The 23379-nt window shown below is 36.1% G+C and carries 25 protein-coding genes; 19 read left to right on the top strand and 6 right to left on the bottom strand.

The features are described from left to right. Window positions 1–143 precede the first annotated feature (143 nt). Entirely contained in the window at window positions 144–2339 is a 2196-nt protein-coding gene (locus SHI21_RS19665; protein WP_323578874.1) for a multicopper oxidase family protein, read from the top strand. Window positions 2340–2543: 204 nt separating this feature from the next. Here SHI21_RS19665 and SHI21_RS19660 read toward each other — a convergent pair whose 3' ends face one another. Genes SHI21_RS19660 through SHI21_RS19650 form a run of 3 tightly spaced genes read right to left on the bottom strand, consistent with a single transcriptional unit; the run spans window position 2544 to window position 5115 of the window. Beyond that, entirely contained in the window at window positions 2544–3722 is a 1179-nt protein-coding gene (locus SHI21_RS19660) for an MFS transporter (RefSeq protein WP_323578873.1), read from the bottom strand. A 3-nt stretch (window positions 3723–3725) separates the two neighbouring features. Continuing rightward, window positions 3726–4640 (bottom strand): hypothetical protein, encoded by a 915-nt coding sequence (locus SHI21_RS19655; protein WP_323578872.1) that lies wholly within the window; start codon window positions 4638–4640, stop codon window positions 3726–3728. A 7-nt stretch (window positions 4641–4647) separates the two neighbouring features. Continuing rightward, window positions 4648–5115 carry a helix-turn-helix domain-containing protein gene (locus SHI21_RS19650; RefSeq protein WP_323578870.1) on the bottom strand — a complete coding sequence of 156 codons (468 nt, stop codon included), beginning with the start codon at window positions 5113–5115 and terminating at the stop codon, window positions 4648–4650. Between the two features lie 123 nt (window positions 5116–5238). Here SHI21_RS19650 and SHI21_RS19645 point away from each other — a divergent pair, with 123 nt between their 5' ends. The 18 genes from SHI21_RS19645 to SHI21_RS19565 all read left to right on the top strand — a co-directional run bounded on the left by SHI21_RS19645 (window position 5239) and on the right by SHI21_RS19565 (window position 19434). Continuing rightward, entirely contained in the window at window positions 5239–5451 is a 213-nt protein-coding gene (locus SHI21_RS19645) for a hypothetical protein (RefSeq protein WP_323578869.1), read from the top strand. 166 nt (window positions 5452–5617) lie between these two features. Next, entirely contained in the window at window positions 5618–5764 is a 147-nt protein-coding gene (locus SHI21_RS19640) for a hypothetical protein (RefSeq protein WP_323578868.1), read from the top strand. 10 nt (window positions 5765–5774) lie between these two features. Further along, window positions 5775–5981, top strand: a complete 207-nt coding sequence (locus tag SHI21_RS19635) for a hypothetical protein (RefSeq protein WP_323578866.1) — start codon at window positions 5775–5777, stop codon at window positions 5979–5981. Between the two features lie 27 nt (window positions 5982–6008). Further along, the gene (locus SHI21_RS19630; protein ID WP_323578865.1) at window positions 6009–7919 is read left to right on the top strand and encodes a hypothetical protein; all 1911 of its coding nucleotides are present in this window, start codon (window positions 6009–6011) and stop codon (window positions 7917–7919) included. 37 nt (window positions 7920–7956) lie between these two features. Then, window positions 7957–8241, top strand: a complete 285-nt coding sequence (locus SHI21_RS19625) for a hypothetical protein (RefSeq protein ID WP_323578863.1) — start codon at window positions 7957–7959, stop codon at window positions 8239–8241. Window positions 8242–8509: 268 nt separating this feature from the next. Further along, window positions 8510–10387 carry a VirB4 family type IV secretion system protein gene (locus SHI21_RS19620; RefSeq protein WP_323578862.1) on the top strand — a complete coding sequence of 626 codons (1878 nt, stop codon included), beginning with the start codon at window positions 8510–8512 and terminating at the stop codon, window positions 10385–10387. Further along, window positions 10384–11061 (top strand): hypothetical protein, encoded by a 678-nt coding sequence (locus SHI21_RS19615; RefSeq protein ID WP_323578860.1) that lies wholly within the window; start codon window positions 10384–10386, stop codon window positions 11059–11061. The genes SHI21_RS19620 and SHI21_RS19615 overlap by 4 nt, the downstream gene beginning before the upstream one ends. 17 nt (window positions 11062–11078) lie before the next feature. Beyond that, window positions 11079–12494, top strand: coding sequence for a hypothetical protein (locus SHI21_RS19610; RefSeq protein WP_323578858.1), 1416 nt, complete (start codon window positions 11079–11081; stop codon window positions 12492–12494). Further along, window positions 12491–12967, top strand: a complete 477-nt coding sequence (locus SHI21_RS19605) for a hypothetical protein (RefSeq protein ID WP_323578857.1) — start codon at window positions 12491–12493, stop codon at window positions 12965–12967. The genes SHI21_RS19610 and SHI21_RS19605 overlap by 4 nt, the downstream gene beginning before the upstream one ends. Continuing rightward, on the top strand, window positions 12964–13434 hold the full coding sequence (locus SHI21_RS19600) for a TrbG/VirB9 family P-type conjugative transfer protein (RefSeq protein ID WP_323578855.1): 471 nt from the start codon (window positions 12964–12966) through the stop codon (window positions 13432–13434). The genes SHI21_RS19605 and SHI21_RS19600 overlap by 4 nt, the downstream gene beginning before the upstream one ends. A 13-nt stretch (window positions 13435–13447) precedes the next feature. Beyond that, window positions 13448–14200 carry a TrbI/VirB10 family protein gene (locus SHI21_RS19595; protein WP_323578854.1) on the top strand — a complete coding sequence of 251 codons (753 nt, stop codon included), beginning with the start codon at window positions 13448–13450 and terminating at the stop codon, window positions 14198–14200. Next, window positions 14190–14714, top strand: coding sequence for a hypothetical protein (locus SHI21_RS19590; protein WP_323578853.1), 525 nt, complete (start codon window positions 14190–14192; stop codon window positions 14712–14714). Before SHI21_RS19595 ends, SHI21_RS19590 begins: the two co-directional genes overlap by 11 nt. After that, on the top strand, window positions 14707–16134 hold the full coding sequence (locus SHI21_RS19585) for a type IV secretory system conjugative DNA transfer family protein (protein ID WP_323578852.1): 1428 nt from the start codon (window positions 14707–14709) through the stop codon (window positions 16132–16134). Before SHI21_RS19590 ends, SHI21_RS19585 begins: the two co-directional genes overlap by 8 nt. Further along, window positions 16134–16850: a MarR family winged helix-turn-helix transcriptional regulator gene (locus SHI21_RS19580; protein ID WP_323578851.1), complete on the top strand. Its 717-nt coding sequence runs from the start codon at window positions 16134–16136 to the stop codon at window positions 16848–16850. Before SHI21_RS19585 ends, SHI21_RS19580 begins: the two co-directional genes overlap by 1 nt. A gap of 211 nt (window positions 16851–17061) precedes the next feature. Next, the gene (locus SHI21_RS19575) at window positions 17062–17433 is read left to right on the top strand and encodes a hypothetical protein (RefSeq protein WP_323578850.1); all 372 of its coding nucleotides are present in this window, start codon (window positions 17062–17064) and stop codon (window positions 17431–17433) included. 66 nt (window positions 17434–17499) lie between these two features. After that, window positions 17500–17772: a helix-turn-helix domain-containing protein gene (locus SHI21_RS20715; protein ID WP_410198835.1), complete on the top strand. Its 273-nt coding sequence runs from the start codon at window positions 17500–17502 to the stop codon at window positions 17770–17772. Next, the gene (locus SHI21_RS19570) at window positions 17772–18929 is read left to right on the top strand and encodes a tyrosine-type recombinase/integrase (protein ID WP_323578848.1); all 1158 of its coding nucleotides are present in this window, start codon (window positions 17772–17774) and stop codon (window positions 18927–18929) included. Before SHI21_RS20715 ends, SHI21_RS19570 begins: the two co-directional genes overlap by 1 nt. Beyond that, window positions 18922–19434, top strand: coding sequence for an ORF6N domain-containing protein (locus tag SHI21_RS19565; RefSeq protein ID WP_323578847.1), 513 nt, complete (start codon window positions 18922–18924; stop codon window positions 19432–19434). The genes SHI21_RS19570 and SHI21_RS19565 overlap by 8 nt, the downstream gene beginning before the upstream one ends. A 307-nt stretch (window positions 19435–19741) precedes the next feature. Here the strand turns inward: SHI21_RS19565 and SHI21_RS19560 are convergent, their stop codons facing one another. The 3 genes from SHI21_RS19560 to SHI21_RS19550 all read right to left on the bottom strand — a co-directional run bounded on the left by SHI21_RS19560 (window position 19742) and on the right by SHI21_RS19550 (window position 23378). Beyond that, window positions 19742–20881: a hypothetical protein gene (locus tag SHI21_RS19560; RefSeq protein WP_323578845.1), complete on the bottom strand. Its 1140-nt coding sequence runs from the start codon at window positions 20879–20881 to the stop codon at window positions 19742–19744. A 117-nt stretch (window positions 20882–20998) separates the two neighbouring features. Then, window positions 20999–22825, bottom strand: a complete 1827-nt coding sequence (locus SHI21_RS19555) for a hypothetical protein (protein ID WP_323578844.1) — start codon at window positions 22823–22825, stop codon at window positions 20999–21001. 136 nt (window positions 22826–22961) lie between these two features. After that, window positions 22962–23378: a nuclear transport factor 2 family protein gene (locus SHI21_RS19550; RefSeq protein WP_323578842.1), complete on the bottom strand. Its 417-nt coding sequence runs from the start codon at window positions 23376–23378 to the stop codon at window positions 22962–22964. Between the last annotated feature and the right edge of the window lies 1 nt (window position 23379).

Genomic DNA, 23379 nt, shown 5'->3' with positions numbered 1-23379 from the left:
CTTAAGTTTACCTTATACCCTAGGGGGGGTAGGGTTGCAATGAGTTTGTAGCTTTTACACAAAAGAGTTATGCGAAGTCAATAAAATGGTTAAAGTATTATACGATCATCGAAATTTAAGCAGTTATAAATAAGGTTAATAAAATGCAAAAAGCCGCTCTTCTATTATTTGTTTTTTTAATTTCTCATTCCGTTGTTGCTAAAACAGTTAAGTATGAACTTATAGCTTCTAAAGAGAAAATCAATCTTAGTGGTAAAAAAATAGTTGATTTTTCAATTATGATTAACAAATCAATTCCAGCACCTACACTTGAATTTACTGAAGGAGACGATGCCGAAATCACGTTGCAAAATAACCTGCCTGATGATGAGGTCTCCTTACATTGGCATGGTATTTTATTAGACCCTCTTATGGATGGTGTGCCTTATGTAAATACACCTCCAATTAAACCAGGCGAAAAATTTATTTTTAAATTTAGAGTCAGACAACATGGCACATTTTGGTACCATTCCCACACTAATGTTCAAGAGCAAAAGGGAGTGTATGGGGCGATTGTTATTCATCCTAAAGTTGAAACTAAAATATATGATAAAGATTTAGTTCTTGTTTTAAGTGATTGGAGCGATGAAAATCCTTCGGACATTTTAAAAAATCTCAAGAAAGATGGTGATTATTACACTTATAAAAAAGGGACCATGAGATCATGGTTAGGGGCCATCAAGGCAAAATCGTTAACATCTTATTTAAGTAATGAGTGGAATCGAATGGGAGGAATGGATTTCTCTGATGTGGGTTATGATACTTTCTTAATTAATGGAAAGAATAATTCACAAGCGGAAAACATTCTACCTGGAGACAGGGTTCGTATTCGATTAGTAAATGCAGCAGCTTCAACTTATTTCTATGTTACTTTGGGGAATCGACCCATGAATGTGATATCTGCTGATGGGTCAGATATTAAACCTAAATTATCCAATGAAATTTTTATTGGTATGGCTGAAACTTATGATGTTTCTTTTACAGTTCCTAGGGATGGAAATTTTGAACTTAAAGCAACTTCAATGGATGGTTTAGGAGCTACCTCTATTTGGCTGGGAAAAGGTGAGAAAGTTTATTCACCTGTAAGATCACAACCAGATATGTATATGGCGATGAGTGGTTCAATGGGCCCAATGGATCATTCAATGATGAACATGGATGGAGCTCCTATGGATCATTCAAAGATGAACATGGATGCAACAGCGCCTATGGATCATTCAAAGATGAACATGGATGCAACAGCGCCTATGGATCATTCAAAGATGAACATGGATACAACAGCGCCCATGGATCATTCAAAAATGAATATGGAAGAATCTCCTATGAATAATTCAACGAAAAGAAAAGAAGAGGTAGTGAATACTTTAACTTCAAAAGATTTAGAATCACCTCAGAAAACTTCTTTTGCGACTAATCTCATCAGGAAAGATATTACCTTGGCCTTAGATGGAGACATGAATCGTTATGTTTGGTTTATCAATGGTAAGGCAATAAACGAAGAAAGAACGCTAACAATAAATGAAAATGAAGTAATACGTTTTACCTTTATAAATAATACAATGATGAATCATCCGATGCATCTTCATGGACATTTTTTTAGAGTTTTAAATAAGTTTGGGGACAATTCTCCACTCAAGCATACTATTGATGTTCCACCATTTGAGAATAGAACTATTGAGTTTTTAGCTAATGAGCCAGGGGAGTGGATGTTGCATTGTCATAACCTGTATCATTTAAAAACAGGTATGGCACGAGTTGTAAAGTATTCTACATTTGTACCTAGTAATGAGATAAAAGATTACCAGAAACATGACCCGCATCTTCATGACCATTTATATCATAGAGGATCTTTCGAAGTTTCTACTGGCCATAGTGAATTTGAATTAAACCTAATGAATACACGTAATGATATTGAGTTAAGGGCAGAAGTCAGGAAAGAATCTTCATGGGAAACAGAAGGTGATTTGTTCTATAAAAGATGGTTAAATAATTATTCAAAATTTATTTTAGGTGGAAGTCTTTTTGATAAAGAGTTATATGGCAATGTTGGATTCAGTTATACGTTACCTTTCTTGCTAGATACAACCTTACTAGTGGATAACAATAAAGAGTTTCGACTTGATTTGAGTAAGAAATTTCAATGGAGTAAATATATATTTTCAGATGTTGATTTTACCTTCAGACAAGAGAAGAAAACGGAATTTGAAATTACTTTAATGTACCAACGGGCATGGTCTTGGTCTGTTGGATTAATGCTGACAGAAAGCAAAGCAGGAATTGGAGCACAATTTAAATTTTAGTCATAGATAAGGACTTCAGGTAAGGAGTACTTACATTTGTACATGTGTGATGGACTTAATAATTGTTTTAGTAAGAATAATAATTGTAGCAATTCATAATTGTCTGAAAAAATTGCATTTAATCATGCATAGTAGTAAATACTTAAGCATTAACTTTTAAAGTCGATTGATTTTTTATTGCTACCTGAGCCATCGCCAAGGTTTCTAGTTTGCATTTGATTTATCTTTGTAATTTATAACTAAAAATACAGATATTAAGAATGCTCCCATTGAAATCCACCAAGCTGCATTTGCGTGTAAATTATCTATCCAAGAGCTACTTATAAAATAACTAATAGCAATCATCGCCTCAACAGAAAAATTCATCATAGATAGACCTGTCGATCTGATCTCGTCCGGAAAAGAATCATGTTGAATCGCTTGAGTTGCGGGAAGAAAAATTCCTCGTGCTCCGGCCATTATCCAAACGCCTATTAAAGCGACGAAGACATTACTTGTAAGGGCACATATAGAGGCACCTACGGCCATAATTAAGAGGGAGGCATGAATTCGAGGCATATATGATGAAGGTTTCACTTTTTTTGAATAATAATGATTAACAGCATATCTTGATAAATATGAACCAGTAGCTAAAACGGAAAACCATAGATCACTTCCGCCTAATGTTTTTATCCATGGAAGCCACAAAATACCCAGAATCGTTTCTACTTGATTCAGCATTCTTATTGGTAGAAGAATTTTTAAATCTTTATTCGATCCAATGTATTTTAAACCTGAAATGGCCTGATTAATAAATTCGGAAAGTTTCTTGTGAGTTTTATTAATAATTTCTTCGTGGATACTTACTGCAACAATAAAGACAGCAATCAAATATATTATCCCTGCTACTGAAAAAGAGAAAAGGCCCAACCATTTTGATAAAAAGCCAACAGAAGCACTAGCTAGAATATAACTGGCAACGGATGTCTTCTCTATAATTGAAAAATACTTGCTTGAATTGAATTTATCCTTTTCTTGATCTTTTGCCGAAGCATACAAAAGAGCAGATAAGGCACCAGAAATAAAACTTGAACCAATTCCATAAAGGATGAAACACGAAATCACTATTAAAGTGCTGTCTTTAGCTAGCAAAAATAAGAAAAGAGATAAGGCTTGGATTATTCCGCCAATTATCGAAGATTTTTTAGCACCAAATAAATCGGCCCAAATACCTGTAGGGATTTCAAACAAAGCAAGAACGACATAAAGAAACCCAAAACCAAGTGAGATGGTTTTAAAGCTTATTCCAGCGTTATAAAGGACCGGAGAAGCGGCGATACTAAACAGCATCGCCCCGTAGCCTCTTAATCCAAGTATTAATCTTGCTTTATTTGTTGAATCCATTAACTAGTACTCATTCAAAATTAAGCACGAGCTAGAGTCAATATCTAAAATGCCTTCGTAAGATATATTTTCAATTACAACATTACATCCAATTGAATGATTTTCTGGATCATGGCCACCTCCACCACCTGTTGTATCTGATGGATCAATAATAACATGGTTAGCTGTAGGGTCGTTTCCACCACCACCGCTAAATTTAGTAGAATAAGATTGACCAATATTTTTTGAAATAAAAGCCATCCCGACAGGATCATTGCCTCCAATTTTGGCGAAGGCATTATTAGAATTTTGAATACTTGAAAGAGTAAAAGTCAGGGTGAATATTGCTAACATCCAGAACATATCATAAAACTTGAATCTTCTAAATTTCATGCCTTTCGATGTCAGTTTGTCATTCTCGTTGGCAAATTGTTTCGCTTTAAGTTTTACCTCTTTTAACATTTCTTGAATTTCTTTACTTTGTTCATCTGTAAAGAAAGCATCAATTGAGAAATACGTTTTATCTCTCCAATACTCTTTTTTACCTGTTTGCTCTTTCATTAGGCTAAAAACTTTTGCATCTTTTTTAGCTTCAAGATCACCATCGTAGCGGTAATCAGAGTAATTGATATAATTATGAGGAAAATTTGAATAAAATTTACTGTCATCAGTTCTATGAATGAGACCGACTTTTAAGAATCTCTCCATAACTGATTCAGCTTTTTTGGGCTCAGTCTCAACAAATTGTCTTTTAATTTCACCTAGTGAAAGTGGCTGCATTCTTGTTGCATAAAAAAGTGTCAAAGAATATTCGTCAGAGTGAATTTCTTCAATTTGCTCGGGAGATAGACGAACACTTGGTACGTCTTTTACTTCCTTTTGAGTGAAGGCCGATGGAGTTGGCGATTGTTCTTGTTCGTAGTTTTTTTCTTCTTTCATATATACCTCAGTGTAGTTGTCTATTCTTTATAGTTTTAGTCTCTAGTGTTGATTTTTGAATTGGCCTAGGTCTTTGATCAAATTTAGTGAATGCCGCAAGATTTGAAACTAAGTCTTGCAATTGAATCTTTTTAATTTCATCAGAGTCTTTAGCCGTATAGTAAACGGATGCCTCAAGCATGGTTAAAATTCTCTTATAATCTTCAAAAGGAATTTCACGAAGAGCTTCTACAATTTTAATTTCTTCATTGTAGATAAAGCTTTCATTGTTTCCCGTTAAACTATCCACTGGAGTACCAAGTGCTCTTGCTATTCTTACAAGTTCACTTGTCGTGATTCCTCTATTTCCTAATTCGATTTTTGATATGGCCGTGCGAGGAAGTTCTGCATCTATATCTAAATCGGATTGCTTCATCTGTTTTGCAAGACGAGCTTTCCTTATACGTTCCCCAATTTGGATATGTTCAATGTTCATGGCGCTCAAATTAGCTAATTTAGCGAAAAAAAGTCAACCAAAATAATTTGACGGTCAAAAGATTAATTTATAGAACAAGGGGGAGAGATGAATTAAGGACTTAACTAGTAAGAGAGCTATTAAATGGAAGATATTCAATTCGCTAAATTAGCTAATAAGCAAGAGGGTACTAATGCTTGCGCTGTGCGAAGTAAGCTTATAAAAGAGGCTTTAGAGTTCTTAGTCAGAGAGTTTAATATTGAGTTTGGGGACTTTAGAGTTTTTGTAAGACAAGGACAGGCCTCAGAACGAATTGAAATCAACAAGTCTCTCAAATTTAATTTAAAAACTCACTAAGAGTTATTTTACATTTACAACCTACCTGAAAAGCATCAGGCGGTTTTTTAAACGGCAAAATTTATTTGTCACTAGGAAAACTTTAATGATGCTACCTAATTTTTTAAAACTAATAACATTCAAAATTGTTCGGCCAATAATGGCCTTAATCACCATTGGAGATTTTATGGATTATTTTCTATCGAGAAAACTCAAGAGAATTCGACTTGAATTTCAAGAGTTGCTTGGAATGCTGTCAATCAAAGAACTTGTGACAAATGTTTCATTCACTAACAACTATCAACAGCTTCATCAAGCAATGTTGAAAATTTAAGGAGCAAAAGATGAAAAAAATTATTCAGAAGATTGAAGAGACTTTAAGTGCGATTCACCCCACGGAACTTAGAAAAAATCCTAAGGCCTCTGCAAAGGCCTTAGAGATTAAGAAAATGATTACGGAACTAAAAGATCATGTGAATAGAAAATCAAGTGATTCAGTAAATCAAGGGGTACTTTCATATATAAACCCGAAAGAACTTTTAGAAAACTAGAATCTTAAAAAAAATATGGAGAATATTATGAAAAAGCTAAAAGTTATTTTGGCAGGGGCATCTATTTTATTTTTTGGATCATGTGCATTCAAAAATGAAGACAGTGCTAGCACAACAACTCAAACAAGTACAACAGTAGAACTTAAAATTGATCCGAATGGTGATAGCGACGGTGATGGAGTTATAGATCAAGAAGAATTAAATGTAGGACGAAATCCTTTCTTAGCAGATTTACCAGATTTGAAAGTTCGTTTCTTGCAAAACTATAAAATTGAAATTTCTTATCATAAGATTGGTAGTGATAAAGTTGTAAGTTTTGTCGTTGATACAAAGGTTAATGATACTGATCCTGACTATAAGTTCAGGGTAGGGAAAGTATTTGCGCGCTCGCATGCTCTTAGAGCGGCTGCGAGTTTCGGACGCTTTTCAAGTCACTCATCAGGAAAGATCGAAGAAAAAGATTATTCCTGGGTAAGTTATCCTGAGCTAGATCCAAAGTTCTTCAACCAAAAAGCCTTAGAGTTCAGGACAATTCTTGATAGTGGAATTGAGGTGGATAATATTAAGATCACTCTATCAAATCAGGCGAGATTAATGGAGTCACCATTATTCAAAGAGATTAAGGATTTAAAACTTAATTTCTATTATCTGAATCATAATACTGAAAATTATGAAATATTAAGTTCGACTTTAGTTGAGAGGCATTTTCAAGGGGGAGTGTATGAAACATTCGACGTAGTAATTGAAAACGCTCCATTAAGTCTTTTAAAGGACAGTTTCTTTAAACGTGGTGAATTCATTATTTCAGAAGTGGATGACTACGTAATTCCAGACAAGGGAACAAGTTATAAAACTCTTTTGGCATCTGTACGAGCAAAGTCATTGCCGGTACTTCTTGAAACTCCTCTCGAAGAAAAACTTTATTATGTTGCCAGCACAAGTGAGGGAATTAGTTTTCAAAATATATTAAAAACAGTTTTTGATCGTAATTATAAAATTGAAAATGATCAGTTGTTAAAAATAGGTCAATTCGAAAACAATCTAGGCACATTTACCCATCTTAGGGAAGTTCAGGACAAGGATAAACTCGGAAATTGGTTTGTTATGACTAACGAACTTAAAAAAAATTACCTTGATCATAGCTTTATTAATCAAGATCGAATTGTCTTGGCCTACATCACAGGTAGCGATCTTTCTGAGCAACAGCAAGAGAGTATTTATTCTTACCGTGAAAAAGTTGATTCAAATAAAAATGAGTCAATCATTCCAATTGGCAACGTAACTCCAAATTCAAGAATTGATATTCAATTAAAACCATTAAGTAGATTTGGAAGAGAGATTACTAAAGTTACAGAGAATTTTAGTCGTCCTGGTGGTTCTTGTGGAAATAACTGTATTCAGCTCGCGATGAACTGCTCATGGCTTGTAAATACTTTCAAAGATTACAATGAGCCGTTTAATTTTTCACCAGACTTAACTGGTGAAGGAGAGAAGCTCGACCTAGTAGTTAACGGCGAAGCTTTTTCTGTTAAAGATCTTCTAAAAGAAAAGAAGATTTCAATTTATAAGACAGAGATCGGAACTCATTTAACGATTCAGGACATCAATAAGATTAAAGAATTAAACGATTTTGATGAAAACTCATTATCTTTAAGAGTGAGGGCCTTTGTTGGTAATGATTTTTTTGGAGTGAAGCTAGTCGATATGGGAGGATTTTGGCGAGGAGTTGGCGGATGCCCATTTAATACGCCTGCTGTCGCTGAAAAATACAAAACTCAAATTTCTAAAGAGACTCGTGAGATTGGAGAAATATCTTGGCTCATTAATGATCTCGCTAATAGAGGCTATGCATACAAATTTAGTCTGATTGATTCAGGGGCCTATTACCAAGAGATTTCTTTTGGCGTGAGTAGCGTGATTCAGAATTTTTATAATTAAAACATTTTCTTAATAGTAACCGTAATCAAGGAGCATTATGAAGCAAATAAAATATTTGCCACTAGCACTACCCTTTGTCTTTTCTAATTGGGCCATGGCCGCCTCATTAAAAGGTACGGCCGATGGACTTGGTAATGAAGCCGTGAAGATTGGTTTATCTCTCGGTATTTTTGCTCTAGCCGTTGCCGGAACCTATCTGGCACTTGGAAAGCAAGAGGGAGGACAAAAGGTCACACTCGCCGTCATTGGAATTTTAGTTGTGCTTTTAGCACCAACAATTGTGACGACGTTAAGAGGAATTTCTGGTGGAGGTATTGGATGATTTTTTATTACCCGAAATATTTAAAGTCCTCGCCTCAGTTTATTGGTCTGACAATCATAGACTTAATAATTCTAGTGGGAGGATTACTCATTTCACTGATTTTTAACTTTGAAACACTCACAACATTGAGTTTGATAATTGCTCTAGTTGGAGGTTTCAAGCTTCTTTCGCTCAAATTTCCAAGAGGATACTTCTCTTTATATTTTTTAAAGAGAAGAACTCTTTCTTGGAGAGATGATTATCTAAAAGTTACTCATGGATTATTAATATGATTTTTCCTATCTACGAATGTAATGGAAATGAGCTGACTTCTCTTAAGGGAGAAGTCTCTCGCTTCTTTGAGGTTCTTACTCCTGACTTATCACAAATGCCGAGTGATCAGATCGATCATTTTTATCATAAGTTTCAAAGTGAGCTGAAGAATTTCAGGGAAGAGTGCTTCTATAAGCTCTATTACATCAATGATCAGCTTTTCTTGAATACTAATGACCTGAGTATTGAATCTTTAGCGGATGGGCTAATAGCGGCCCTTGATCCGCTAAAACTATGGCTTGGGGACACTGATGTCTTTGAAGATATCGAAATTTACGATGACTACTTTCTTTTAGGGACAGAATATTGTCGCTTACTTAATTTTTACGAGCTTCCTTCTAAAATTGATTGGAGATTCTTAGAGCAATTTGGCGATTCGGTTATTCATCTTAAGAAGCTTGACCCATTAAAAGCAAAGAAGAAGCTCAATTTTAAAAGAAAGATGCACTTTTCGCTGACATTGGAGAATTTAAGAAATATCGAATCGGAGAAGGCCTTTGGCCAATCAGAAGATTTGCTCGAAAAGATCATGACAGGTGAGGAAGCTGTCTTTCAATTTGAAGGATGGTTTGTTGCCAGAGGTAGAACTAAGTTAGAACTTGATAGTAAAACTCAGAAAATTAAGCGAAGAGCAAAGCTTTTAGACTTAGAGTTATTAACTGAAGTTAGAAGTCTCGCTTATTTTTTTAATGCCACTATGCCTGGAGTAAGACCTACATTCACAAGAGGCCACCTTGCGCCTAATAGCTTTGTTTCAGGGATGCTCCCACTTCCCACAGAGATATTAATGGAGAATGGGTTTCTTTTAAATACACCATCAGGAAGATCAGTGACGTTTGATCTCTTCTGTCAAAAGTCGACTAATTTTAACCTCCTTGTGACAGGGGCGACTGGGCAAGGAAAGTCGATGGTTGCCAATAAAGTTCTTAAGGAGGAGTTGCCTCTAGGGACTAAGGCTATTGTTTTAGATTTGGGTAATTCATTTAAGAAGACTGTTTCTTATTATGAGGGAGTGAGCTTCTCGGAGAAGTTTAATCCTTTAGAAATTCAGAATTCGGCCTATTTGAAAGCATTTGTCTTAAGTGTTGTGGGAAAGGGATATTTTACAAAACAAGATGAGGGTAGACTCTTTGAGTTTCTAAAAGCTCATGAGAATGAGACCTATGGAGATTTTGATCAGTTTCTCTTATGCCTAGAAGGTGAGTTTAGAGGAATTAGTTATTTCTTTAGTGAAGTTAAGGAATACTTCACTAATGAGAAAAGAAAGGTAAGTAATCTCACTTATTGCGATCTAAGTCTTTACCCTGAATCTATTAAAGCTCCATTAATTATTTATTTGATAGAGCATTTTAAGCATCTTGAAGGAAAGAAGGTCTTTATCTTTGATGAAGTATGGGGATTGTTACTCGAAAATGCTGATTATATCGCTCATTGCTTTAGAACATTTAGAAAGCACTTTGCCTCGGCAGTCGCAATTTCTCAAAACCTCGAAGACTTTTTAACAACAGAGCTTGGAAGAGTCATTTATCAGAACAGTTGCCACAAGTTTTTGTTTCGACAAGATGTTGAAACTGAACTGCTAGATAGCCATTCTAGCGAATTATTAAATCAAGTCTCATCTGAAAAAGGAATTTATGGTGAGTTTTTGGTCATCACAGACACGGTTAAAAAAATCGTTCGTTATTTTCCAACTCTTTTTGAATTTGAATTATTTAACACTGATAAATGGGAAGTTTTAAAGTTTGAGAAGTTCTTTGAAGAGAGGAAGGGGATTTTAGATTTCCAGAGTATTTTTGATCGTTATGTCTTTTTAAAACATGGAGAGCTTCAATGAAATATTTATTAATTATAAGTACGTTCTTATATTCCTTTTCAACCTTTGCTTTGGGGCCTGATACGGCATTGATGATTCAACTTGTATCAACAACGGCAAGTCAACTCAATGAACTTGAAAGATTAGTCTCTAATACAGAGAAATATACAAAGCGAATGCGTGAATATAACGAATTGTACGAAGATCAAAACTTTAGAGCGCAAAGAGTTCTTTATCTGGCCGAATCAATGGCATCCAAAAAGAATATTGAAGGATTGGGTGATCTCAATAACTCAATTCGTGATCTTAAATACACCATGGAAGAGTTGCGTGAGCGAATGAGGGATTATGGAAAAATTAAAGAAGATGAAAAGAAAACTGAAGTTTATGTGACGGAAAACAAAAAACTCAATGAACTTTCAGAGAAACAGGCAAAGATACAAGTTGCTCATTCAATTAATGCGAAAACATCTGGTCGAGCAGATCAGTTGACGGCACAGAATACTGCATTGATGTATGAAAACCAATTAAAGATGGAAGAGATCCAATTAGAAATGCTTAAGACGCAAAAAACGGCGAATCGCTTGAAGGCAGAAGAATTAGAAGATAAGCGAATTGATGAAATGAATCGACTGAAATTTTATGGTCAGTCTTCAAATGGATTCCCATCAAAAAGTACTAGGAATAATCAGTGAGGATAGCTATTCAGAACATGCTTTTGATTGAAGACCCAAGTGTATTGATTATCAAAGATGCAATGACAAGAATTGCAGGATGGTTTGTACTGCCTGCATTTGTCATTGCTCTTGCTTGGGAATACTTTAATGAATTCAAATTTTTTGAAGTTGTGAAGAAACTAGTTCTAGTTCTTGTCTTTATTAGTGCATTTTATTCGATTCACAAAGAAGGTGTGGAGTTAAGTCTTAAGTATAGTGATGAACTATTAAGAGAAATTTCGCCTAGGAATGTGTTTCTTAGAAAGTGGAGCGAAGTTAAGATCAAGCCCAATGAAGAGAAAACTTCTCAGAAAACAGGTTGGAATGTCGTTGAAAGTTTTATCATTCCGAATCTTAATGATTTGATTGGAACAGCGTTGTTCTTGATGAGTAAGTTGTCAATATGGATTTTGAAGCTGATTTATTCAACTGTTTATCATTTGACTTATATCTTTGCTCCTTTGACGGCAGTTCTATATTTCTTTCCTATTAGTAGAGGTTCAATAAACGGAAGTATTCTATCAAGTTTTTGGTGCATGCTTTTACCTTTTGTTTTGGTTGCGATCCTCGCTCTTGTTGGAAATTCAATGCAGGCTTCAGCAAATCAAGGAGATTTCATTTTTTCAAGTATGGATCAGATTCTTTGGTTGTTTGGTGTCACGCTTCTAATTGCTTCTACACCAATAATTACTTTTGGACTTTTAAAAGGTGGAGGAGTTGCGATGTCTGGTTCTGCCGTTGGAGCATTAATGACAAATTCTGCCACGAAGTTCTTAAATGCTGTTCCTGGAGTGAGTCGACAAACTGGGAGAATAGGAGAACAGGCCATGAACTTGGGTAGGTATGGAGCAGATAAAATATCGAATGGCATTAACCGAGGCCATAAGGAGTTAAGCAGTCTTCCTAAAACTCCTAATCATATTAATAAAAATAATATGGATGGCATGAAGCCTGTAGGTGATCATTACGACAAGAGTTCTCTTGAAAAGGATGATTTACAAAAGGGAAATAGTGCTAAAAGTGGTATGAGTTCACAAATTAAGCAGAATTCAAATGCAAGTAATGATTTACCAAAAACAAGGAAGGAGTCAGGCTTTAATTCTCAATCATCGAGCGTAGACAATAAAGGAGAGAGCAAGTTAGCAAAGGGACTTTCTCGTATTATTTCTATCAATGAAAATATAAGAACTTCGGCTGTCAGTCAGCCTCGATCTTTTGTAAATACGCAAAAAATTCAAAAAGAGGCTAGTTCTCCAATGAACACTACGATGAAACCAATTGAGAAATCGAAGAACTTTCAAGAGCGTTCTATTAAAGAATCAATGCCTAAGAATTCCAACCGATCTAAAAGAAATAATAGCTTCAAAAGAACTCAGACTAGAGACAGGTTAAACTTTAGGAGGGAGTTATGAAATTAGAAAGTTTTGAAAATGCTGTTCAAATTGAGCTTCGTTTTCTTAGAAAAGCGATCATCGGAGTAGGTTCTGGATTTATTATCATGTTTGTTTTGGTTCTTTTGAGTAAACAAAATTATTTCGTTCAAGGTGGAGAATTTGTAAAAGAAAGAGCACTCGCAAGCTGGGTCTGTAGTGAAGCGTTTATGAGTATTGTCACTCATAAACCATCAACTGATCTATTGACTGACGAAATTGTTAGCTCTCTTAAAAAATCAGACTTCAATGTAGAGGTAGATGAATTATTGGCAGTTCAAATGATTGAAGAAAATAAGTGTCGTCTGATTAGTAAAACGGGGCAAGTCGTCAGGTCATTTTTAGTTGATCTTGTCGGATCAAAGAAAAATCTATTTTTTTATAAACTTTCAGAGATTAACGAAATTAGTATCTCGCACGATGAATTAGAAGAAACAGCAAAGGAGGGGAAATGAGTTTTTATATATTAGCGAATCAAATTACTTCAATTTTCTTATCACTCAATTTCCTTACTACGTTAAGTTTTGGTGACGATATTCGCTCTTATCTTTACGGTGGCAATAAAGACGAAGTATTCATAGAATTAGCAAACAACAATAAGACATTAGTCATCAAGGCAAAAAAGAAAGAGCTTGATACTAATATGTTGGTTGTAACTTCAAAGAATAAATATTATTTCCACATTAAGTTTGATGAGAAAAATCCCCATCAATTTATTGAAATCTATGATGGAGAGATTAACTCCGCATTCAAAAAGATTTTAGATAAAAGTTCTTATGAGATTTTGCAAGGAGGAAGCTCACTTCTTTTTGTGAATAAGACTAACAAGCCAATATTGGTTAATGAACAATTAGTTCAAAGCAAGGAGTATTTCTCTCTCGGCGTTCCCATCATTGTTAATGGTGAACGCATTCTAAACTAAGAGGAGATGATTCATGCTTATTTTATTATCACTATTAATTAGTGTAGGAGACAGCTATGCAAAAATTACGCTTAAAGAGGATAAATTGGCCCAAATTAGGCCGATTCAGAACGCTCGCAGGAAAAAGGTTGTTCATTCAAAGGCCGATGATCTTTTAAAAAAGATTCACGATCAAAATGAAAAGCTGAATGCTCTTTTGAACTCTCAAGAAACTCGCCCTGTAATATGGGATGGCTCAAAGAAAATTGAAACTACAAAGATTTATAAAGGTCTTCTTTTAAACTCTATTGTTTCGACAAATTTAGAATCCCCTTTAATAGTTCAGGTCTTTGCAGGTCAAGAGCTTCCAACAGGAACTAAATTTGCCTGTAAGGGAGTTACTAACAATAAAAGGGTTCTTGCTTATTGTGACCGAATGATCACTCCAACCAAGGAGGTTGTGGTTAAGGTTCAAGTTCTTAACACGGACGGAACAGCTGGATTAAGAGGTGAGTACAACGATGGGAAGGACAGTTATATCGCTGGAGCAGTAGTTTCTTCATTCGGTAAAGGACTTCTCACTGCAAGCACCTCAAAGCTTGCGACTCCACTTGGGGCCTTTAATGAAATTAACGATAAAAATAAAGTTTTAGAAGGACTCGCTAGCTCAGCTCAAACTTCGTCAGATGTCTTGTTAGATGAAATGAAATCACAAGAACCAAAAGTCTTCATCGAGGCAGGAAAACCTGTTCTCATTTATTTTATGGAGGGATTAGATGCGTATTAAGCCACTTTCTATGATTTTAACATTGGTCTTAATGACCTCAAGCTGTTCGAGCTTAAGAGGTTCTCTTGTTACAGGTAGCTTAATTGGTGGCTCTTTAGGAGGGATGGGAGGAGTTGTCTTTTCTCCAAATAAAACGTCGAAGGCTGGAAACGCTTTGGTTTTTGGAGCAATTGGAGCAGGGATTGGTGCGCTCTTAGGTCATTATTTCTATTCAAGTGATCCAGAGAATCGAGATTTAAAACAGATGCTTTTGGATAACGACAACGAAAGAGGCCGAAAAAGGGAAGTACCACTTTTTGATTTCAATCCTGACTTAAAGAATATTAAACCTGATGTGAGCTTTAAACCAGTCAAGAAGTACGAAGTCCCACTTGAGAAGCTTCCAAAAGATTTAGAAGGGAAAGTCAAAAAGCAGTTTTTACTTGAATACGAAACTGAAGGCAAAACTATTCAGTATGAAGGGAGGACGATAGAGATCGCACCATTTAAAGCTTGGGAGCATGTCTATGAGTAGTGCTTCTAAAAGAGCGGATGGATTAGATTTAGTCTCTCCGTTGGTAGAAGTCATTCATGAACTCTTCGGACAATTTTTTAAGCTTTTAGGGGAGCTGTTAAAAATTGCCTATAGAAGAATTACCAAAGAAGAGGGGGAACTTAAAAAAATTGAGCGAAGTCATTTAAAGAATAAGAAGCAATCTAAAAAACAAATAGAGATTGGTTATTCAAGCAATCAAAAAAAATGCTTAAAACTATCTGATATTGATTTTGGAAAGCATAACTTTATTGTGGGAGCTGCTGGCTTTGGTAAAACAAACCTAATCTCAATTTTACAAGAGCATTCGCTAGAACAGGGAAAGCCTGTGATCTTCTTTGATCCAAAAGGCGATCTTGAAGCACTTTTAACGTTTAAGAAGCTTTGTGAAATCTACAAACGTAAGTGTTACATTTTTTCAGAGCACTACTCCGATGTAGTTAAGCTTAATCCTGTAAAAGAAGGAAGCATAAATCAAGTCGTTGATAGGATCATGTGCGCTTTTGATTGGTCAGAACAGTTTTATAAGGACATAGCTCAAAAAACATTGAGAGACATTCTTTTTGAATTGCAGGCCAAGAAGACTCCTTACAGTTTGAGAAATATTTTAGAACAGCTTCAGGACAATCATAAATCAGATAAGACTCTTGGTCTTGAAATGAAGCTTCAGACTTTTGTAGATTCCGACTTTGGGAAGCTTTTAGAAGAAGATGAAGACACGCTGACATTTTCTAAAGTGAGAAAAGAAAAGTCTTGCTTGTATATTGGACTTTCTACTCAAGGTTACGGTGAAACCGCTATGGCTCTTGGGAAGATATTCCTGGGTGAACTTCTCTATAATTCTTACTGGCAATTAACACAGTCAGCGAACTCGCATGAGTCAATAAAGAATTCTATTTCAGTTTTCTTTGATGAGTTTGGAGCAATTGTTACTCCGCGTTTTATTGAGCTTCAGAATAAGTGTAGAGGAGCAGGGATACAGCTTTATATGGCAGTTCAGTCATCATCGGATATTGATCGAGTTGATCCAGAGCTTACTCTACAGATCATTGAAAATGCCTCGAATCTTTTTATTTTGAAACAAAGGCTTGATTCAGCGGCTTCGCTCTTCTCGAGTGCAATTGGGACGATTATTACTAAAAAGCATACACACGTAATGGAGGATGGAGAGACTCAATCAAAGGGATCAGAGCGCGAAGGGAATGAGAATTTAGTTCACCCAGACATCATTAAAAATCTAAGAGTAGGGCAATGTATTTTATTAAGGCACAGTCCTACCAAGATCGATCTCCTCAATATTAGAAATAGGAAGATTGAAATAGATGAAGGGAAGGCCTCAACTCAGACTGCGCCCTTAGAAATAAAACAATCAAAAGTGAACTTAAGACGAGGTAGGGCTTAATGAATGAAGTAAAGGGACTACACCTAGATTATTTGAGCAACCTTTTAAGTTGGAGAATTCTTGATCTGAAAAAATTAATGGAGGTTTCTAGTTATGATAGAGGATACAAGAATTTTGCAAAGATTATCCAGAGGCTTGAAGCAAAAAAGCTTCTTGATAAATATTCACCATCAGGTAGTAAAAAGAAATACGTCTATTTGACAGCGGAAGGAGAAAAGCTACTCTCAAGTGAGAATCGATTTTATCGTCCTGCCCAAAATTCAATTTATCATGACCTTTTAATGAGTGAGCTTTGTTATGAGTTCTTAAAGTTTGATTGTTTTGATGAGGCAATCTTAGAGCATCTTATTCATAATAAAAAAGAATTCTTAAAATTATTAGGGCCTATTCCAGACGCTATTCTAAAAGGAAAAATAGGAAAACAGAATTTTAGGATTGCGCTAGAGCTTGAACTTACTCAGAAAAGTCAGGATCGAGTTTTTAACAAAATCTCTCAGTATATGGTCAGTAACTACGATTACATCGTTTATTTATTCAATCAAAAAAACACCTTTCATAACTATATGGAGATGTTGAATGAAAAATATGGTGAGCGTGTTTTTAAAAAGGTTTTGCTTTTTGTTGTTGATGAAGGGGCGATCACAAAAGAAAAACTTCTCGATTTAAATGGAGTTTTTGAAGGTGACAAGATCATTTTGAGTGATGTTTTTCGGTAGGAGAATGTATTTAGAAAGAATGACGAAAGTAACTGGAAAATGTCGACAATAACATAATTATCCTTGCCAACCCCAAGTTAATGCTTAGGAATTCGCCCACCCAAAATTGACTCCCTCTCTCTCACGTAGTTTTGAGATGGAGTCAATTTTGGGTGGGCTCAGAGAGATAGAGAATAGGGTTGATAGGGAGTTAGTAATAAGGAGAATGGTAATGGAAGAAGTAAAAAAAGAGAGAAGGGGAAGAAAGAAAATAAAGATGGAGGAAGTAGAAAAAGAGAAACAGAGTAAGTTCTTTGTTGATCTAAGTAAAGAGTCAGAAGTGTTAGGTAATATTTTATTAATGCTAGAACAGGTAAATAACAAGTCGTATGGAAGAGAAATTACTTTTAAGGATTTAGCTATTTATTCTGTGCCTAAGCTTTCTATTAAAGATTTAGAAAAAGTTCAAGACAGCGTCCTCACTGATATGGAACGAGTTCAGAAACTATTAGATGAGTACAATAGCAAAAATTCAACTCATTTAAGCATGGGAGAATTCTTGGTTAAGAAAATGAATATTCTTAAAGAGGAGAAAAAAAATTAGGTAGTTCTATTTTTAAATAATTTGTGCAGGGCCGTATGTGCTTCAAATGTTTAACTAAGGAATTACATGGGAAATATTAAAAATGAAAAGACTTACAATTCGACCACACACTTGTATAATAAAGACTCTGGGGAGGAATCCTCAGATTTGCTCTTTAACAATTTAATATGGCTAACCACAAAAGAAGCATCAGTTTATCTAAGAAAGTCTGTAAATGCCCTTCATACCCTCGTTTCACGAGGTCACATAAAGGCGAGAAAGTTTAGAAACCGTTTGTACTTTAATAAAAAGGAACTTGCTTATCTCATTGAGACCTCCCAATTTCGTGGAGGTTATTAATGGCAATTTCAAAATACATTGAAGATGGAAATGAGTTCTGGAAAGTCTATGTTCATGTTCGCAGTAGTGCGGATAGGAATCGTAGAGTACAAAAAACTATCACTGGACTAAAATCTGAATCTGAAGCAAGACGAGAAGAGAAAAAAATTATTCAAAAAATATCTAAAGATGTTCAACAACAAGATAATAAAGGTCTTGGTTGGGGAACAGTTGTTGATCTTTGGGCCGAAGAAGTCAAAATGGGCTATTTACTTAATGTCTCTGAAAAGTGTGCTGATGAATACCTCAGCATTATTAATAAGTGGACTAAAGATTGGAGTGATCTTTTTGCTGGCGATATTACTCGCGCAGAAGGTCGAGATTTAATTATCAAACTTCAAAATGCCAATTTATCTAAGGCCTATCAAAAAAAGATTAAGAACATTATTAACAATGTCTATGAATGGGGCATTGAGTACAAACACATTAAAGGTCGAGTTGATGGCCCACTCAAAGGTTTAATTGTAAAAGTTGATGAAGAGAAACCACCTGAGATTTTAACCCTTGAAGAAATTAAAAAATTTCTTATGAGTGCCAAAATTCTAGGTAGCAAATGGTTTTATCTTTGGTCTGCTGCAATTTTGACTGGTATGAGAAGTGGAGAGCTTCATGCTTTATCGTGGTCCAGAATTGATCTTGAAAAAGATTTAATTATGGTTCATGAATCCTATGATTCAACCAAAAAATGTATTGGGCCGACTAAGGGGCGATACTGGCGAACAGTTCCAATCAACTCAAGTTTGAAGAGTCTTCTTCTAGAGTTGAGACAAAAACCAGAATCTCATATAAGTCCTTTTGTCTTTCCAAGATTTAAGGAATGGGACAATGGGGATCAAGCTGTGCCGCTTAAAACCTTTTTGAAGTCTATCAATATAAAGCCAATTAAGTTTCATGCGCTCAGGGCCTGCTTTGCAACTCAAATGCTAGCAAATGGAGTTCCCGCGGCAGTTGTTATGAAAATTGGAGGATGGAAAAAATCATCGACAATGGACATTTATTTAAGACTCGCAGGAGTCGAGACTAAGGGAGCAACTGATAGTCTAGGGTTTATGCCTAATGAAATTAGCTTTGGTGATAATGTCGTGAGTATTTTTTCTGGGAGGTCTATGAATGATTAGTAATGATCAGGACATCTTAGAAATTGAAAATATGATCTATATAATAAGAGGTAACAGGGTGATGCTAGATAATGACCTAGCTAAGCTTTACGGAGTAGAGACTAGAGCTTTGAATCAGGCGGTGAAAAGAAATTTAGACCGCTTCCCAGAAGACTTTATGTTCACACTTTCTCATGAAGAATTTGATTCGGTTAAAATTAGCTCACAAGCTTATTCGATTTTAAAATACCGACCAAATGCTTTTACAGAGAATGGTGTAGCAATGCTCTCAAGCGTTCTAAGCAGCAAAAAGGCCATTCACATCAATATTTTGATTATTAGGACATTTACTAAACTGCGAAGTTTTTTATCCATGGAATCAGCACTTCATGAGCGTATTGGAGAGTTTGAAGAGAGTTCAACAAAGCTCTTCAAGATTGTTTTTGAGAGACTTGATTCACTAGAAGAAGACATCACACCGAAGTTACCTGTAAATCGTAAAAAAATTGGCCTTAAAAGAAATTAAAGATCACCGATTGTGATCTTTAATTGTAAGTATCTGAATAATTCAAGTTAAAGGTCACAAATCGTGACCTTTAACTATTCTCTTCTCATCTCACCAAATTTTGTCGGGCATGCCGTATATCTACCACACAGTTGTGTGGTTCTGTGCTTAATTGGGCTTAAAAATCCAATAACCTCATGGAATCATTCGGGTTCGAAAGAATCCTCCATGAGAATGATTCACCACAATTCTTATAATCATCCATATTCGTCGTTGCTTCTCTCTCATACTCGGTCACGTACCGGTTGTACGCTCCCTCATATTCGATCTACCAAGCTCTAGGAGTAATTCCCGGAGGCAAGAAAAAGACTCCTCCCTTGAACATAATCTCAATGGTTTTTTTAGCGGTTTTACGAAGGTCTCTTCCGGCCGGAGAGCCGTTGTCGACAACAAAGCGTCCGTTGTCTCCAGCAATCATGTATGTGTGGCCTGGAGATGTTGCTTGTTCATGCATCATGATGGCACCAGTTGGCGGAGAGAATTTGCTTAGCTCCCATGGAATCCATTCTGCTTTGTGAAGTGAGTTTGCAAGATTTACAACGGCAGCTGTTTTGTTCCAGATGAGATAGTTATCTTTTGAATTATTGAAGTCTTCAGTAAAATCGTATCCAGATCGCATGTAGGCCTGGCGGATCATTTCAGACATAAATTCTGCACAGGGGACATTTGGAAAGCCATGACGGACAGCTGTTGATTTAACGGCCATCGTCCAGGCCCCTTTTGGTTGAGTTTCGCCAGTTTGTTCAAAGAGAGTAGTATGTTTGTTTGCAAGATCAACTGTCGTAAAAAGATAATCCGTTGGTGTTTTATCTTCGCGACTTGCGGCCCTTTTTAATTCTTCGTAGACAGCACTCCATTTGACTCTATCACGAGAACTTATTTCATCGTCTGTGAGAATATGGTTCAGGCGATTGCCAAAACGTTTTGTGAAGTAATTCGTGTAAGAGTACTTTGCTTTTCCTGATTCAGTAAATATTGATAAGTAGTCAGCGTTTAGTGCTCCAGGAATAAGTGCCTGGAAAAATTCCTGGTTATTGGCCTCTTGAAGACTTTTTGTAATAAATAGACCATCGATTGTAGCATTAAGTTTTTTAATTCTTGATTCTGGAAATGAATTAACATTCTCAGGTGTCACACTTATGATTGTAACTCCTGAAAAAAATCCCGTGCTCGATCGTTGAACGACTCCCTTTGAATCACGATAGTCGTAGAATACATTTTGGTTGTCTTTTAGAAATTGAATCAAAGTTCCCTTGGGAAGTTCCGCCGCAATTTCTAGAATATTATTTTTTAAGTAGCGAATATTTTCTTTATTCTCAAGAATTATTTTTTGGAATTCTTGAGAAAATGAAGTGCAGGGTAAAGCAGTCATCATGATTGCAAAGAGCAATAGAAGAGCTTTAGGCATGGAATTTCCTCACAAAGGGGTGTTATTCAATGTTAGCTGCGCTTATGAAAAATTCTATGAGGGGTAAATTATACCATTAAGACAGTTAGGGTTTTTAAGGTTTTATTATGGTCAAAGTTAATTCAGGCAACCTACGACTAAAGCATCAGCAACGTGCTCCAGAATCCCAAATGTACTCTTATACCCGGCCGTCGCACAAAACTTATTAACTGCAGAGTTACAAGCAACACTATTAACATCTGAATCACTACAAGCTGAATGAAAGGTCTTCATGTGACTTAATGTTGTATAAATTGAATATCCACGTGGAGCTTTAAGACAAACAAGCTTCACATTCGTTCCATCAAATTCACTTGGACCAAATCCGCCACCAGCATATCCATTGGTATTACAATACTGATTGATCGCAGAGTTGCAAAAATCACTGGCAAGTCCAGAACATCTTGATTGAATTTTTTTAAGAGAAGCTAGAGTTGTAGTCAAAAGCTTTGAAGCGTTTTCTTGAATACAGGTAATATTCACGACACCATTGTTTTGATCAGTTGGTCCATATCCACCGCTGGCATAGCCCTGGTTGATGCAATAACGTGAGATAGCAGCACGACAGTTTATAGTGTGAGTAGAGCTGGCGTTACAACCTGCTAAGAAATTTTCCAGTACGTCTATATTCAGGTTAACCACTTCAATATTATTTTGAGGATTTGGCACTGGATTGACTGATTTTACATTTGTCGTAAATGATAAACTTTTAACATCAAATGGGTATCTCCTATATCCAGTAGCTACTGTATTTGTAGGAGCAGGTGAGCCTACAAGGAATGGTGGAATCATCATCCCCATCATGAAGGATTCTCCGGATGGATCATAAAAAATTCGACTGTACTCTTCTGGGTTAAAAGCTAATTGTGGAGAGTTTAGCACTTCAGAATTAAAAACATGCTCACCTAATGGAGTAGATGATCTATAAATTTGTAAGCGGTAGCAACCAAACACCGGTGAGATTGGAGTCGTGCAACCTGTTCCACCAACGGCAGCTGGCATGATGATTTTATTATCCACCACCATTACCTGAAATCCGTCGGCCACATTGTTAGACATAGGGTCAGCTGTATTAGGTCCTAGTACTTCGGTATTAAGTGAATCATAAGCAGGCACAGGAATATTTCCACTTCTCACACCCCAGATTTTTCTTTGAGTTGTTAATTCTTGAACGAGTTGCATCCCTCGGGTTGCAAGATCAAAGAATTTATCAACACCATTGATTGGTTTTAAGTGGACGGCCGTCCAGTACATATAAAGGGAGCCATTAAACTCCAGAAGCTTTGGAACTGAAGCAGAATAGATGTCGGAAGATATCTTCACACCTTTTACTGGAACAGATAATCGAGTCAGGTCAATACCGCTAGCAATTGTGAATGGGGCAAGACAAGCAGATACAGTTGCTGTGAAAACTGAACCGGCCCCATGGCATTCAAAGGCCACCCAGTATTCATTATTATATTTGATAACGTAAGGATCATAGGCCGTGGTGATTGTAATACTTAGGGCATCGACTTTTGCAGGGGGAGAAATAATCGTCTTTTGAAAGTTCAAAATATTATTCGTCCAGTCCATTTTAAAAAGCGCAAGCTGCCAGCTTGTTCCATCGCAAAGATTACTTCCCGATGTGATAAGCATTCTTCCAACGAAATAATCCTTGTTATCAGGCAACTGAGAAAAAGCTCCTGAGTTACATAGGCCCATGCCGTCTTTGATGACTTGGACAGTTGTTGCAAGGGCAGGGTTTAGGGCCATATAGTTAGCGGGCATTAGTGGATCTGAGTCTGCTGTTGTATCAACTGAAGTCGTAGAATTCATCTTAGCTGCCTTTACTGTGTTTTGATTGGCGGCCACGCAAGATGAGAGAATGAGAATAAGGGAAATGATTTTCAGAACATGCTTCATAGTTGATCCACTTGCTCGGTCAATCGGGATGGAAGACCACTCAAGTGTATCGACTTATTATAAGATTTCTTTAGATCTTGAGTATAGTGTTCAGCACACTTTTTTACTCGAAGTTTCCTTGGGGGACTTATTGCGATTAGATATCATTCAATCCAGCTGGAAGTAGCGCTTTAGCGACAGCAATTGTATCTAGAAACTCTCTTAGGATGATGATCTTTCCATTTTTGCTTACGATTCTCGCAGCATAATGCTGTTTATAAACTCTTCCCAACGAAGGCACCATTGCATCCACAGAATACTCAGCGAATGCTTCGTCAGGCGTTGCTCCATTGTAAATGATGATGTTTTGAAATTTAAAATCGGGGATGGTCTTTTTTAAATTGACCAGTAGTTCACCGATATTTTTTTTACCACTATACCTCTCAGGCATGCCAATACTTTTTAAATAAGGAAATTCGATCACACCTTCCTCGGCAAATACATCTAATGAAACAGAAGTGTCATGATGAAAATTATCGAGGTATGTTTGCATCAACTCACGTGCAGATTTCATA

The organism is Bacteriovorax sp. PP10 (assembly GCF_035013165.1).
Classification (GTDB): Bacteria; Bdellovibrionota; Bacteriovoracia; order Bacteriovoracales; family Bacteriovoracaceae; genus Bacteriovorax; species Bacteriovorax antarcticus.
Note: the sequence above shows the minus strand (reverse complement) of the source record. Positions and strands in the feature narration are given on the sequence as shown.